This is a genomic window from Kineosporia mesophila, assembly GCF_021129235.1.
Lineage (GTDB): Bacteria > Actinomycetota > Actinomycetes > Actinomycetales > Kineosporiaceae > Kineosporia > Kineosporia mesophila.
The window spans coordinates 99,644-113,693 of sequence record NZ_JAJOMA010000005.1; the positions used below are offsets into that span (position 1 = coordinate 99,644).

A 14,050-nucleotide genomic window follows, 5' to 3' on the forward strand; every position below is an offset into this window, starting at 1 on the left:
TTAGCCGAATTGTCCGATTGGTGAGGCGCTTTGTGCTTACGGGATTTTCCCAAATTACCTTCCGGTTCAAGCCTTCATCGCTTTGAGTAACCACGACCGCCGCAGTAACTGTTCAGCTACCCGACCGCCATCCACCTGGTGACGGACACCACCTCGCGATGCGAGCCAGACCGCGCGATCAGCCGAGAAGCCACCGCGGGAGTCAATCGTCGCTGGTCAGAGTCCGAAGCCCGAACCTCACGGCGTCCAGAGCCAAACACGGGCTCGCGACATCCGGGAACCGAAGCCAATCCCCAAGCGTTACTAATGGGTTAGCCCGAATTGCGATCTCCTTGAACCGGGTTTATACATGGTGTACCCGAACCGGGTTTCGGCCATATGGAACCCGGTCAGTACAAGGGAGTTCCTGTGGACTCGGACGTCCTCCGCCTGGATGCGTCTGCCATTGACTACGTGATCCTGGCGTCGTATTTCGCCGTGGTGCTCGGTATCGGTGTGCTGGCCCGTCGGCAGGTGTCGAGCAGTATCGACTTCTTCCTGTCCGGCCGATCGCTGCCCGCCTGGGTCACCGGCCTCGCGTTCGTCTCCGCGAACCTCGGCGCCATCGAGATCATGGGCATGTCGGCCAACGGCGCGCAGTACGGCCTGCCGACCATGCACTACTTCTGGATCGGCGCCGTTCCGGCGATGCTGTTCCTCGCCGTGGTGATGATGCCGTTCTACTACGGCTCGAAAGTGCGCTCGGTGCCAGAGTTCATGCTGCGCCGGTTCGGCCCGACCGCCCACCTGGTGAACGCGCTGAGCTTCGCGCTCGCCCAGGTGCTGATCGCCGGCGTGAACCTGTACCTGCTCGGCACCATCGTGAATGTTCTCCTGGGCTGGCCGCTCTGGGTCTCGCTGATCGCGGCCGCGGCCATCGTGCTGGTCTACACCACGCTCGGCGGGCTGTCCGCCGCGATCTACAACGAGGTGCTCCAGTTCTTCGTGATCGTGGCCGCCCTGCTGCCGCTCACCCTGGCGGGCCTGCACAAGGTCGGCGGCTGGGAAGGCCTGAAAGACCAGATCACGGCGAGCCCGGGTGGCGCGGAACAGCTCTCGGCCTGGCCCGGTAACGAGCTCTCCGGCTTCGACAACGACTTCCTCTCGGTCTTCGGCATCATCTTCGGCCTCGGCTTCGTGCTCTCGTTCGGTTACTGGACGACGAACTTCGTCGAGGTCCAGCGCGCGATGGCTTCCAAGAGCATGTCGGCCGCCCGCCGCACCCCGGTGATCGGCGCCTTCCCGAAGCTGTTCATCCCCTTCATCGTCGTGATCCCCGGCATGATCGCCGCGGTCTCGGTGCAGGAGATGGTGCAGTACAAGGCGAACGGCGGCACCGGCGGCAACGTCACCTACAACGACGCGCTGCTGCTGCTCATGCGTGACCTGCTGCCGAACGGCCTGCTGGGCCTGGCCATCACCGGTCTACTGGCCTCGTTCATGGCCGGTATGGCCGCGAACATCAGCGCTTTCAACACGGTGTTCAGCTACGACATCTGGCAGACCTACGTGGTGAAGGACCGCCCCGACGAGTACTACCTCAAGGTCGGCCGGGTCATCACCATCGTTGCCACCATCGCCGCGATCTTCACCGCGGTGATCGCGTCGGGCTACTCGAACCTGATGGACTATCTGCAGCAGCTGTTCTCGTTCTTCAACGCCCCGCTGTTCGCCACGTTCATCCTCGGGATGTTCTGGAAGCGCATGACGGCCACGGCCGGCTGGGTCGGCCTGGTGGTCGGAACCAGCTCTGCCATCTTCATCTTCATCCTCTCCGAAACCGACGTGATCAGCCTGCAGGGCCAGGGCGCGAGCTTCCTGGCGGCGGGCGTGGCCTTCGTGGCCGACATCGTGATCAGCGTGCTGGTGACGATGGTGACCAAGCCGAAGCCCGAGTCCGAGCTGCGGGGGCTGGTCTACTCCCTGACGCCGAAGGCCGACCTGAGCGAGAACCGCACGGGCGACGAGGCGGTCTGGTACCGCTCCACCCCGATGCTGGTGGGCGTGGCCGGCGTGCTCGTGGTGGCCCTGAACATCATCTTCTTCTAAGGAGCCACCGTCATGGCAGAGACACCGGAACCGACAGAGAAAACCACCACGGCGGGCGCCTTCGACATCCGCACCATCATCGGCGGGCTGATGGGGATCTACGGTGTGATCCTCCTGGTCATGGGCCTGTGGTTCACCGACGCCAGTGAGATCGACCGCGCCGACGGCGTCAACCTGAACACCCGGGTGAGCATCGGCCTGCTGGTGTTCGCGGCCGTCATGCTGGCCTGGGTCTTTCTCCGGCCGCTGCGCGTGCCGGTGGAACAGGACGATTCCGAACGCCCGGAGTAGCGTTGGGCAACACCGTCCGGCCTCGAACGCAGGAGTGAGAGCATGGCAACCAGGGCCCTTCCGGAAAGTCACAAGGACCTGCTCGAAAGAGCCAATTTCGCCCACCTGGCCACGATCCGTCCCGACGGGTCACCCCAGAGCAGCGTGATGTGGTTCGCCTGGGACGGCGAGGTGCTGAAGCTGACGCACACGAAGAACCGGCAGAAGTTCGCGAACCTGCAGAACGAGCCCCGCGTGGCGCTGTCGGTGCTGGACCCGGAAAACCCTTACCGGTTCGTCGAGGTCCGGGCGAAGCTGGAGTCGGTGGAAGACGACGACGCGGACGCGTCCTTCTACCACTCGCTCCAGATCCGCTACGGCAACGTCTACCCGATCAACGATGCTGACGTCCGGGTGGTTCTGACCTTCCGCCCGGAGCAGTTCATCGCGGTCGTCGGCGGGTCTGTCGTCAACTGATCCACGTGGTCCGGGGCATCTCCCACGGGGGGTGCCCCGGACCTCGGTTCAGCTCAGTTGCCGCCGCAGGATCTCCGGAGCCTGCGCCAGACTCGGCCCGTACCAGGTCAGATGCCGGCCGCTGACGAGCGCCGCGGGCACGGGCTCGAAAGCCTCCGGGCCGTCGCCGCGGGTGAACGCGTAGGGCTCGTCCGGTAGCACCACCAGATCGGCCTCCACCGAGCGCAACTCGTCCAGCGGGATCTTCGGGTACCGCTCGGCGTGATCCCCGAAGACGTTGAACTGCCCGAGCCGGGCCAGCACATCGCCCGTGAACGTGTCGCGGCCCACCACCATCCACGGACGCCGCCAGATCGGGACGATCACCCGCTGCGCCGGCCCGGGAGAAACCGACGACCAAGCCTTTTCGGCGTCGAGCAACCAGCCGGGAACCTCCGGCCCGCAGGCCACCGCCAGCATCCGCCGCAGACTGGTGAACGCCTCGGGCACCGTACGCACCCGCGTCACCCAGACGTTCAGCCCGGCCTCGCGCAGCGCCCTCAGGTCGTCCGGCCGGTTCTCCTCCTCGTTCGCGACCACGAGATCCGGCGCGAGCCGTTGAATCCCCTCAAGATCGGGATTCTTGGTACCACCCACCCGGACGACGCCCAGATCGCCGGGATGGGTGCACCAGTCGGTCGCCCCCACCAGCAGACCCGGCCGGGTCGCGGCCAGGCTCTCGGTGAGCGACGGAACGATCGAGACGACCCGCCCCACCGTGACCGGCACCCGAACGGGTGCCCCGAGGTCGTCGTCCATCATTGGCCGCTGTTCACGAGAAGTCACCGTGCGCCTGACGAAAATGCTTGAGGACGCCGGTCAGCTCGCCAATCGCCTCTTCGTCCAGGCCCAGCGCGGTGAAGACCTCACGGTTCAGGCTCTCGGTGGCCTTGGACACCAGTTCCCGCCCAGGATCGGTGATCTCGGCCAGGGTGGTGCGCCGGTCGGTGGCGTGCGGCACCCGCTTCACCAGACCCCGCTGCTCACACCGGTCGACCGCGTTGGTGACGCTGGCCGGATGCACCTGCAGCCGGGCGCCGATCCGCGAGAGTGGCAGCGCCCCGGTCCTGGTGAAGGCCAGCAGCTGGAGCAGTTCGTAGCGGGAGAAGGTCAGGTCGTGCGGCCGCAGCGACTCCTCCACCCTCGCCATGAGGATCTGATGGGCCCGCACGATCGAGGTCACGGCGGCCATGCCGGGCGCGGCGTCTTCCCAGCCGTGCGCGACCCACTGGCGTTGAGCCTCGTCGATCGGGTCGAAAGGCAGCTTGCTCACGGAAACCTCACACGTTGCGACGGTACTGGCCGCCGACCTCGAAGAACGCCTCGGTGATCTGGCCCAGGGAGCAGCAGCGTACGGCGTTCATCAACTCGGCGAACACGTTGCCCCCGGCCGCCGCCGACTGCTTGAGGGCAGCCAGGGCCGCGGGCGCCTCGTGGCGATGCGCGTCGTGGAACCGGTGCAACCGGTCCAGCTGCGACTGTTTCTCCCGCTCGGTGGCCCGGATCAGGCCCTGGTGCCCCACGCTCGTCGCTTCGTCCGGCCCCAGGAACGTGTTCACCCCGATCAGCGGCAGCGACCCGTCGTGCTTGCGCTGCTCGTACAGCATCGACTCGTCCTGGATCCGGCCCCGCTGATACCCGGTCTCCATCGCCCCCAGCACCCCGCCACGTTCACTGATGCGCTCGAACTCCGCCAGCACGGCCTCTTCGACCAGATCGGTGAGTTCGGTGACGATGTAGGAGCCCTGGAGAGGATTCTCGTTCATCGACAGGCCCCATTCAGCGTCGATGATCAGCTGGATCGCCAGCGCCCGGCGCACCGAGGCCTCGGTCGGGGTGGTCACCGCCTCGTCGTAGGCGTTGGTGTGCAACGAGTTCGCGTTGTCATAGAGCGCGCAGAGGGCCTGCAGCGTGGTGCGGATGTCGTTGAAGTTCATCTCCTGCGCGTGCAGCGACCGGCCCGAGGTCTGCACGTGGTACTTGAGCTTCTGGCTGCGCTCACCCGCGCCGTAACGCTCCCGCATCGCCACCGCCCAGATCCGCCGGGCGACCCGTCCGAGCACCGTGTACTCGGCGTCCATACCGTTGCTGAAGAAGAACGACAGGTTCGGCGCGAAGTCGTCGATCGCCATACCCCGCGCGAGATAGCTCTCCACGTAGGTGAATCCGTTGGCCAGGGTGAAAGCCAGCTGGCTGATCGGGTTGGCCCCGGCCTCGGCGATATGATAGCCGCTGATCGAGACCGAGTAGAAATTGCGAACACCGTTGGCGATGAACCACTCCTGAACATCCGCCATGGCCCGCAGCGAGAATTCGGTGCTGAAGATGCAGGTGTTCTGGCCCTGGTCTTCCTTGAGGATGTCAGCCTGCACGGTGCCGCGAACCGTACTCAGGACCCTCTGCCGGACGGCGGCCGGGTCCTCGCCCGGATGCGCTTCCAGCTGCTGATCGATGGCCGTGTTCAGGAACATCGCCAGGATCGCCGGGGCCGGGCCGTTGATCGTCATCGAGACCGAGGTAGTGGAGTCACAGAGGTCGAAACCCTGGTACAGCTGGCGCATGTCGTCGAGCGTGGCGATGGAGACCCCGGAAGTGCCGACCTTGCCGTAGATGTCGGGCCGCAGGTCGGGGTCGCGGCCGTACAGGGTCACCGAGTCGAAGGCCGTGCTCAGCCGGGTCGCGGGCTGACCCTGCGCCAGCAGATGGAAGCGGCGGTTGGTGCGCTGCGCGTCGCCCTCGCCGGCGAACATCCGGGCCGGCGACTCGGCATCCCGCTTGAACCGGAAAACCCCCGCAGTGAAAGGAAATACTCCGGGCAGATTCTCCTCGCGCAGGTACCGCACCAGATCGCCGTGGTCGGTGGTGCGGGGCAGGGCGACCCGCGGGATCGACGAACCCGAGAGCGTCAGGCGGCGCAGCTTCGTGCTCTGTGTGCGGCCCCGGACATCGACCGCGAACTCCTCCCCCGCGTACTGGCGCACGGTGTCGGGCCATTCGGTCAACTGATGGCGGACGTCGGTGGGCACCAATCGTTCGAACGCGTCGGCTTTCGCCGCGAGCACACTTTGTTCGTGATCAGGCGAAACTTCCCCGGGGAGGTTCTGCCTGATCACGGAGGAATCCAGTTCGCTCAGAGCCGTCCGGAGGTGTTGGGCCTTTCTCGCCGCCTCTGCCACCTCTACGGATTCCCGGCGGTATCCCCTGACCGTGTCGGCGATCTCGGCCAGGTAGCGCACCCGCTCGGGGGGCACGACCGCGGCGGACTGGGTCGATGTCCTGGCCGTCACCTCCGGCAGCACGCCGTCGGCCACAGGCAGCCCCTTGGCCACGAGCAGACTGCGCAGGTGCTGATAGAGGGCCGTCACGCCGTCGTCGTTGAACTGAGCCGCGCTGGTGCCGAAGACGGGCATCTGGTCCCAGGGCACGCCGAACGCCTCGCGGTTACGGGCGACCTGCTTGCTCACGTCGCGCAGGGCATCGAGCGCACCGCGCCGCTCGAACTTGTTGATCGCCACCGCGTCGGCGAAGTCGAGCATGTCGATCTTCTCGAGCTGCGACGCGGCCCCGAACTCGGGCGTCATCACGTACAGCGACACGTCGGCCAGGTCGACGATGCCGGTGTCACCCTGGCCGATACCCGGGGTCTCGACGATGACCAGGTCGTAACCCGCTGCGCGGCATGCATTGATCACGTCGGGCAGGTGCTCGGGCACCTGACCGCCGGCGCCGCGGGTGGCCAGGGAACGGAAGAAGGTGCGGCCGGGCTGCAGAGCGTTCATCCGGATCCGGTCGCCCAGCAGCGCGCCTCCGCCCCGGCGCCGGGTGGGGTCGACGGCGATCACGGCCACGCGGAGCTTGTCCTGCTGGTCGGTGCGCAGACGGCGGATCAGCTCGTCGGTGAGCGACGACTTGCCCGAGCCGCCGGTGCCGGTGATGCCGAGCACCGGGGCCGATCCCGCGCTCTCCCGTAGTGCCGCGATCCAGGCCGCGTCGGCGCTGGCCGCCTCGATCACCGAGATTGCCCGGGCCAGTGCCGGATCCGATCCGGCGCGGAGCTCGTCGAGGTCCGGTGCCGTGCTCGTGAGATCGCGGTCCGACGTCTGCACCACCGAGCTGATCATGCCCGCCAGGCCCAGGCGCTGTCCGTCGTCCGGCGAGAAGATCAGCACCCCCCTGGCCTTCAGCAGGGCGATCTCGCCGGGAACGATCACCCCGCCGCCCCCACCGAACACCCGCACGTCCGGGGCACCCCGCTCGGCCAGGAGATCCATCAGGTAGCCGAAGTACTCGACGTGACCACCCTGGTAGGAGCTGATCGCGATGCCGTGAACGTCTTCCTGGATCGCGGCCGCGACCACGGCGTCCACGGAGCGGTCGTGGCCCAGATGAATCACCTCGCACCCCTGGGCCTGCAGGATGCGCCGCATGATGTTGATCGAGGCGTCGTGACCGTCGAACAGGCTGGCCGCGGTGACGAACCGGACCGGGCGCCTTTCCACCGTCGAGTCAGGCACCGCGCCGTGATCGCTGCCGTGGATCGAGCCCGGCCGTTCCCCGAAACCCCTACCCCCGCCCGGGTGGGCCGAGAGATCGGGGCTCTTCGTCGTCCTCAAGCCGTTGCTGTCGCTGTTGCCCACTTCGTCCGGAACCGCCACCGTGCGCCTCCCCGCTGAGACACTTGGACGTCCAACTATTTGACGCCCAAGGAAACGTTACTGCGGGAGGAACGTGCTGTCGATGAATGCGGTGCTGGCGGCCGTCGGACGGTTGTGGGCGGAGCCGCCGCCGAACGGGTCCCAGTGGGCACTGTGCCAGACGTTCTGCATGAACAGCGACGGGGTGTGGGGGATGCGGTCGGCCGGGCCGCGGTAGTCCCAGAGCACGACCTTCCGGTTCTGGTTGTCGAACGTGTAGAAGGTGATGTGGTCGGGCTGCCAGTCGAACTTGTAGGTGCGGAACTGCTTCGAGGCGTCGAAGCCCGGAATCGGCTGGGTCTTCGCCGGCACGTTCTCGCCCGCCTGCGGGGTCTGGCAGCCGGTGCCGTACGACACGATGTAGCAGTTGTAGAGCACCTGTCCGGTGCGCACATTCACCACCCGTGAGATCGAGCGCAGGTTGTTCGAGGTCTCGCTGTAGTCGGTCCAGATGGTCATCCAGACCACGTCGGGCTGCGAGCAGAGAATCTCGAAGTCGATCTCGTTGTTGTCCGTGACGCCGTTGCCGTTGGTGTCGTTGTGGTCGCGGGAGTAGGTGAACGCCGCCGAGACCACACCGGGCGCGTTCTGGCCGGTGCAGTCGGCCGTCTTCATCCGGGTGCCGAAAGTGCCGTACTGGTAAGCCTTCGTCGTCTCGAAGCCGACGCCACCCATCGGGCCGGCCTCCGGGTTCGCCGGCAGGGTCAGCTTGAGGGCCTTGCCGTCGGTCGTGCCCGGAACCTTGGTGGCCGTGGCGAGCTGCGTGTAGTCCGTGTTCGGGCGGATCAGGGTCGGCGCCAGGTCGGTCCAGCCGATCGTCCGGGTCGCGGACGAGGCTGCCATCGCGGGCTGGGACACCAGCACCGTCACCAGAGCCGATGAAACCAGGGCGAGCGCCGCCCCACCGATCGTACGAACGCGTCCTGCGCGGAACACTCGCCCTCCCTGGCTCGCCCCTGGCTCGGGAGGCGTGGTCTATATGGACTGTGCAGTAGAGCCAGGTACCCGAGTCGTCAGCGGAGATGTGTATCCAAGTAGACGGTCGCCCGCCCGCAGTAGTGGGGCGCGCGGATGCACTCGAACAGGCGATCGAGCCTGTCCGAGTGCGGAAACTTCCGCCGGGCGACCCTGAACCCACACAGAGAACAGCGCGGATCTTGAGCTTTCGAAGCTCTAGTTATGGAAGCGACGTTCGGAGCTGCGCCACTCCGGCGGGAAACCCTCGCCGGGCACCTCGTGCGCCTGGTCTTCGGGCAGGGTGACCACGATGCCGTTCGAGCGGTCGATCCGCAGCGGTACCCCGAACAGGGGTGGGGCCAGCCGGGCCGCGTCTTTCATGGTCTCGATCAGGTCGGCCGGAATCCGTGCGACCGCGTGCTGGAAGGCGGCCTCGTGTTCGGCCCGGTCGGAGCCGTCGCGGGGCAGCGCCCAGCTGGCGAGTGCCCGGGTGAAGCCCTGGTCGGTCGAGAGCAGGTGACGGGTCAGGCGGGTCGGGGCGACGGCGTAGACGAGGTCTTCGTGCACTTGCCGATCGGTGCTTGAGGACGATGTGGTCACCCCGGGCACGCCGGCGCGGGGGCCCGCGGGGCGCGGGCTGAGGTCGCGCATCAGCACCAGGCCGTCCAGGATCTTGGCCACTTCGCCACCGGACCCGCGCAGCGTGGTCACCTGGAGCTGCGAGCCCGACTCGGTGACGGCGCTGCCGTCGCTGGTGAGGGCGTCACGCAGGGCGTCGAGCAGGATCTGGCGCACGACCTCGTCGTCCGGGGCCCCGGCCAGTTCCAGTACCGCCTGGCAGACGGCCTCGTCGGCGAGCCGGTCTTCGAGGTCGATGTGCAGCAGCTTGATGCGATGGGTGTTCCGGCTCAGCTGGTGCGGCTGTTCCTCCCGGGCCGGTGACCGGCGCGGTGCCCGCTCCGGAAGTTCGTTGGCCGGGCTCAGCAGCACGCGCTCCCGCTGCCCCGGGATCGACCGCGGTGGCGTCGGGATACCCGCGGCCAGTGACTCGTCCTCGTCGGACGGGCTCACCTCGTCACCCTGAAGCGTGTCTTCGGAGGACGAGCTCTCGGCCGTGCCGGCCGAGGTGATCGATCCGTCCAGGGCCTCGGGGGCGGTGGGAGCGGCAGAGGAGGGAGTAGCCGAGACGGGAGCGGTCGAGCCCGAAGTAGCCGAGCCCGAAGCGGCCGAACCCGAAGCGGCCGAACCCGAAGTAGCCGAACCCGAAGTAGCCGAACCCGAAGCGGCCGGGCCCGGAGCGGCCGGGCCCGGAGCGGCCGGGCCCGGAGCAGCAGCGGCCCCAGAGGCATCGGGCCGGTGCCGGGTATCGCTGCTGTTGTCGTCGTCCGGGGTGGTTCCCCGGGCCACGTCGGACTCGGCCAGGTCAGCAGCGGCAGCGATCTCGGCGGCGGTCTCGAGGGACTCGTCGGGCCCCTCACTCCCCTCTCCCCCCGAACGAGAGGACTGGTCGTCGTCCCGATCAGCCAGGGCATGGTTCAGCACGCCCTCGTCGTCGGGGCCCACCTCGTCCCCGAGCCCGAAGAACGAGTACGGCTTCTCCGCCCAGCTGGCCGGGGTGTCGTGCCCGGCGCCCGAGCGTTCCGGCGCGTCCTGCCCGGAAGGTTCTGAACGACTCGGCGATGTTCCCGGGGCCGGCGATGCCGACCCGGGCTTGCGCGCCGAGCCTTTAACACGGACCGGCAACGGGGCAGCAGCGCTTTCGTCGGACGCCTGGGTGGAATCAGCAGGCTGATCGGTATTGGTGTCCGCAGCCGGACGCCCCGACGTGATCGGGTTCTGCGCCGCGGCCTCACGCTCCGGTGCGGCCGGGCTTTCCGGTGTGGCCGGTACCGATATGGCACCAGGAACAACCGGGCGTCCAGCCGCAGAAGCGGTTTCGCCCGGACCCCCCTCCTGGCCAACTCGGCTCGCCCGCGAATCCCGGCCCTCGCCGGAACTGCGGACCTCACCCGCCCCCGAGTTCGAGCCCGAGCGCAGCCCGGCACCCGATTCCGGATTCCCACCCGGCGTTTGATCCCTTGTCGGATCCGCCGCCGACCCGATGCGCGCCGCACCCGGTTTTCCCTCTTCGGCAACGCCTTCCGGGTCCTTCTGCACACCCGGGGCCGGACTGATCTCACTCTGGCCAGGCTTCGTGGATGGCGTCTCAGGGGTCTTGGACCGCGAGCGCCCCATGGCCTCACGCAGGCTGGGGCGGTGGGGCCGGGCCTTGCGGGCGTCTGGCTGGGATGTGTGGGGAGGTTCGGTCTTCGACTCTTCGGCGTCCTGGTGATCGGCGCCGATCGCAGTGCCCTCCGCCGCGGCCGCACTGAGTGCCGCTGCCGGGCCGAGGTTTTCCGTTCTTCCAGATGCCTTATCAGCGGCGGCCGTTCGCGGGTCGGGGGTCGGGCCCGGTGTGAACTTCGGGGTCTCGTCCATCCGGGCCCGGGTTGCTCCGGGGGAGGCATCCGTTGTCGGATCGGTGCTTTCGTTCATCCGGGCCCGTGTCGCCCCCGTGGATGCGCCCGGCTCCGCACTCTCGTTCCTCCGGGCCCGTGTCGCTCCCGGAGCGGCACCCGGTGCCGACTTCGAGGTCTCGTTTCCCTCGGCGTTGTCCTGCCCCGGCAGGACCTTGCGGGCACGGTCCATCACCCGGCGCTTGGACTGCGACAGGAGTTGCGAGAGGCGCGGCACCGGAAGGTCGTCGTCGGGGCTGTCGGAGTCCTGGTAGGGATGTTTCGACGGGTCGTACGGCTCCTGGGTGCGCCGGGCCGGGAGCGATCCCGGCCGGCGACGCATCGCGCTGATCGGTGCGGGCGACGGTGCGGGGCCCCGGCCGGTAGAGGCCTCGGCCGCCTGCTCGTCTTCCTGGTCCAGTTCCTGGTCCAGTTCCTGGTCCAGTTCCTGGTCCAGTTCCTGGTCCAGTTCCTGGTCGACCCGGCGGTCGTCGTGATCCGCGGCCCCGAGCACCGGAATCACACCGGACTCCGGACGCCCCCCGGCCTTCGGCTTCGCCGGCGTCGGAAGCATCTGCGGAACGATGACCGGCCCAGTTCTCACGCCCATCGGCGGCGATTCTGAGGAGGACGTCGTTCCGGACCCTTGACCAACCTGGCGGGACCCGGCCCCGCTCAGACCGTCTGTTCGCCCCCGTGCCGATTCAGTAGGGCGCCCGGCAGCAGCCGACTCCTCAGCACTCTTCGCCTCAGTAGCACTGTCGGCCCCGAGACCAGCTTCAGGCGCTACCCCTCGCTCCGGTGGCGCCTCACGGTTGTCGTCGGAGCGGGACGGAGCGCCACGATCCGGCTTTGGCTCGATCGCACGTTCCGGCCCTGACTCAGCACTACGGTCCGACCCCGACTCGACGGAGTCCGCCGACTCCGGCTCGGTCGCGCGGGCTAGCGCGGGATCGAGGGTCCGGCCCGGCAACGGCCGGGCCTCACTCCCGGCCCCGGACTCGACCGAAGCGCCCGGAACCGAGCCGGACGAACGGCCGGACATCGGCCCCGCCCCGTCTCGATCCGGTTCAGCTGCACGAACCCGTTCCGACTCAGCCCCGCGAACCCGTTCCGACTCGTCTCGGCGGCTCTCTTCCAGCTCTGCCTTGCGTCGCGCTTCCAGGTCGGCCCTGCGCTGGTCTTCCAGTTCGGCCCAACGCCGCCGGACCGGTTCGGGCCTTCGGCTCTCCACCGGCGCGGACGAACGAGGACCGTCCGACGCGGCCCTTCGGTTCTCGCCCGGCTCGGCTCCGCGGCTCTCCCCCGACTCGGACGGGGAACCGCTCTCCGGCTCGGCTGCGCGTTCCTTCACCGAATCAGCGGGGCGGCGCTCTTCCGGTTTCTCGGGGGAAGGTTCATCTGGTTCAGCACTGCGGCGGCCGGCCAGAGCCCCGGCCACGGCACCGATACCTGCCGCTGCACCGGCGATCAGGCCGGTCCGGCCGGAACGGTCTGAGCTGTCGCTGGGCTCTTCGCTGCGCTGGGCGGTGGGCTGAGCTGGTGGTTCGGGGCGCCGGGCCGTCTCGCCGGCCCGGGACCGGGCCTCTCGATCACGCAGAGGTTCGGACGCCTCGGCTGCCCCCGATTTCCCCGCACGGCGCTGGGGCAGCGGCTGGGCATGGGTGATGTCGACGACGATGTCGGGCTGAGAGGTGTCGTGAGGGGCCGACTCGGCCGGGGCCACGGACGGCTCGACGCTGGTTCTCTCGACGCTGGGCTGCTCGGCGGGCTTGTCGGTGCTGGGTGCGGGTGTCCCGGCCGGATCTGGGCCTGTTTTCGTGGCGGGGATCTCGGGTTTGCGACCCGTGAGCTCAGGGCGCCGGGGTTCACGATCTTCGGACGGTTCCGGTCGCACGGACTCGCGACCAGCCGGTCTTGCTGGTGGCTGCTCTTCCGGGTCGGACGACTCTTCCGGGTCGGACGACCTGAAGCGTGAGAACGCTGCGGCGGCTCCGGCCATCAGACCGGCGAATCCGGCCTTGCCGGTGCGGTCCGACTCGGGCGCCGCCGAGGGATCTGGGGTGCTGGTCTCCCGGGCGGCCGGCTCCAGCGGCTTCGGATGTGTCGCCGGCTCAGGGCCGGAAGAATCAGCCGGGTCAGTGGGGTCGCCGGGCTCGGGGGTCCGCTGCCGGGCTATGGCTCCCGGGCCGATGCTGATCGCACCGGTAGCCGGACCGCCGGCTCCCGTGCCCACCGGGTCTGCTGGACCCGCACCGGCGGCACCCGGTGCGGGTGCTCCCGCCGAACGGTTCCCGGACGCACCGTCGCGCACCGATCCGGTGCGCTCGTCGTCTTCTGTTCCACCGGAGCCCGACCGATCGACCACTGGCCCACGAGCGTCGGCTTCGTCGTCCTGACCAGGACGTTCCGATACTCGGGACCGCTCACCGGGCACAACCCCACGCCGGGGTTCGGGCTCTTCCCCGGACGGCGCCCAATCGCCCTTGTGCCGCCACGAGTTCCCCGGCCCGCGACGCAACCGAGGGAGGCGGGACGCGTCCGCAAGTTTTTCTTCGTGCTCCACCACCCGGTCTTCGGGCTGCAACGTGATGCGCACGGGCAGGAGCCCCGAGAGCGACCCGTCCTCGGCCGCCCGGCTCAACTGCTCGTCCCGCCCGAGGGCGACCCGTGAGGCCGGGTTGGTGCGCAGCCCGTTGTAGCTACCGCGGAAGTAGGGCAGCAGACGACGCCAGATCAGGAGCAGGGCAAGGATGGCGCAGAACGTGGCCCCCACCTGCACCACGAGGAGCAACGCGTCGCCGATGGCCCCGAACAACCCACCGAGCGCATGCCCGATCGCCCGGATGGCCTGAATCGCGAGCGCAATCGCGACCAGCAAACCCACTGCATAGCCGACGAGGTTCATCGAGCCCTCCCGGCCTGCTCGACAGAACGCAGCACAATGACACGGATGGCTTGAACCCCATCCTCACAAGCACGAATGGAACGGTCGCTAGCCTAGCGTAACGGTGCCGTAGCTCCATCAAT

The 14,050-nt window shown here is 68.3% G+C and carries 8 protein-coding genes; 3 read left to right on the plus strand and 5 right to left on the minus strand.

Features of this window, described 5'->3' with window-relative positions; genetic code table 11:
* Positions 1-408: 408 nt before the first annotated feature.
* Genes LR393_RS08845 through LR393_RS08855 form a run of 3 tightly spaced genes read left to right on the plus strand, consistent with a single transcriptional unit; the run spans position 409 to position 2,835 of the window.
* On the plus strand, positions 409-2,088 hold the full coding sequence (locus tag LR393_RS08845; protein WP_231483081.1) for a sodium:solute symporter family protein: 1,680 nt from the start codon (positions 409-411) through the stop codon (positions 2,086-2,088).
* A gap of 12 nt (positions 2,089-2,100) precedes the next feature.
* Positions 2,101-2,379: a hypothetical protein gene (locus LR393_RS08850; RefSeq protein WP_231483082.1), complete on the plus strand. Its 279-nt coding sequence runs from the start codon at positions 2,101-2,103 to the stop codon at positions 2,377-2,379.
* A gap of 42 nt (positions 2,380-2,421) precedes the next feature.
* A complete protein-coding gene (locus tag LR393_RS08855) occupies positions 2,422-2,835 on the plus strand; it encodes a PPOX class F420-dependent oxidoreductase (protein WP_231483083.1) in 414 nt (137 codons plus the stop codon).
* A 48-nt stretch (positions 2,836-2,883) separates the two neighbouring features.
* Here LR393_RS08855 and LR393_RS08860 read toward each other — a convergent pair whose 3' ends face one another.
* The 5 genes from LR393_RS08860 to LR393_RS08880 all read right to left on the minus strand — a co-directional run bounded on the left by LR393_RS08860 (position 2,884) and on the right by LR393_RS08880 (position 13,928).
* Positions 2,884-3,633 carry a helical backbone metal receptor gene (locus tag LR393_RS08860; RefSeq protein WP_269326936.1) on the minus strand — a complete coding sequence of 250 codons (750 nt, stop codon included), beginning with the start codon at positions 3,631-3,633 and terminating at the stop codon, positions 2,884-2,886.
* Between the two features lie 13 nt (positions 3,634-3,646).
* Entirely contained in the window at positions 3,647-4,147 is a 501-nt protein-coding gene (locus LR393_RS08865) for a MarR family winged helix-turn-helix transcriptional regulator (protein WP_231483085.1), read from the minus strand.
* 7 nt (positions 4,148-4,154) lie between these two features.
* Positions 4,155-7,388: a fused isobutyryl-CoA mutase/GTPase IcmF gene (gene icmF, locus LR393_RS08870; RefSeq protein WP_345718695.1), complete on the minus strand. Its 3,234-nt coding sequence runs from the start codon at positions 7,386-7,388 to the stop codon at positions 4,155-4,157.
* A 198-nt stretch (positions 7,389-7,586) separates the two neighbouring features.
* A complete protein-coding gene (locus LR393_RS08875) occupies positions 7,587-8,504 on the minus strand; it encodes a glycoside hydrolase family 16 protein (RefSeq protein ID WP_231483087.1) in 918 nt (305 codons plus the stop codon).
* Between the two features lie 237 nt (positions 8,505-8,741).
* A complete protein-coding gene (locus LR393_RS08880; protein WP_231483088.1) occupies positions 8,742-13,928 on the minus strand; it encodes a hypothetical protein in 5,187 nt (1,728 codons plus the stop codon).
* Positions 13,929-14,050 lie beyond the last annotated feature (122 nt).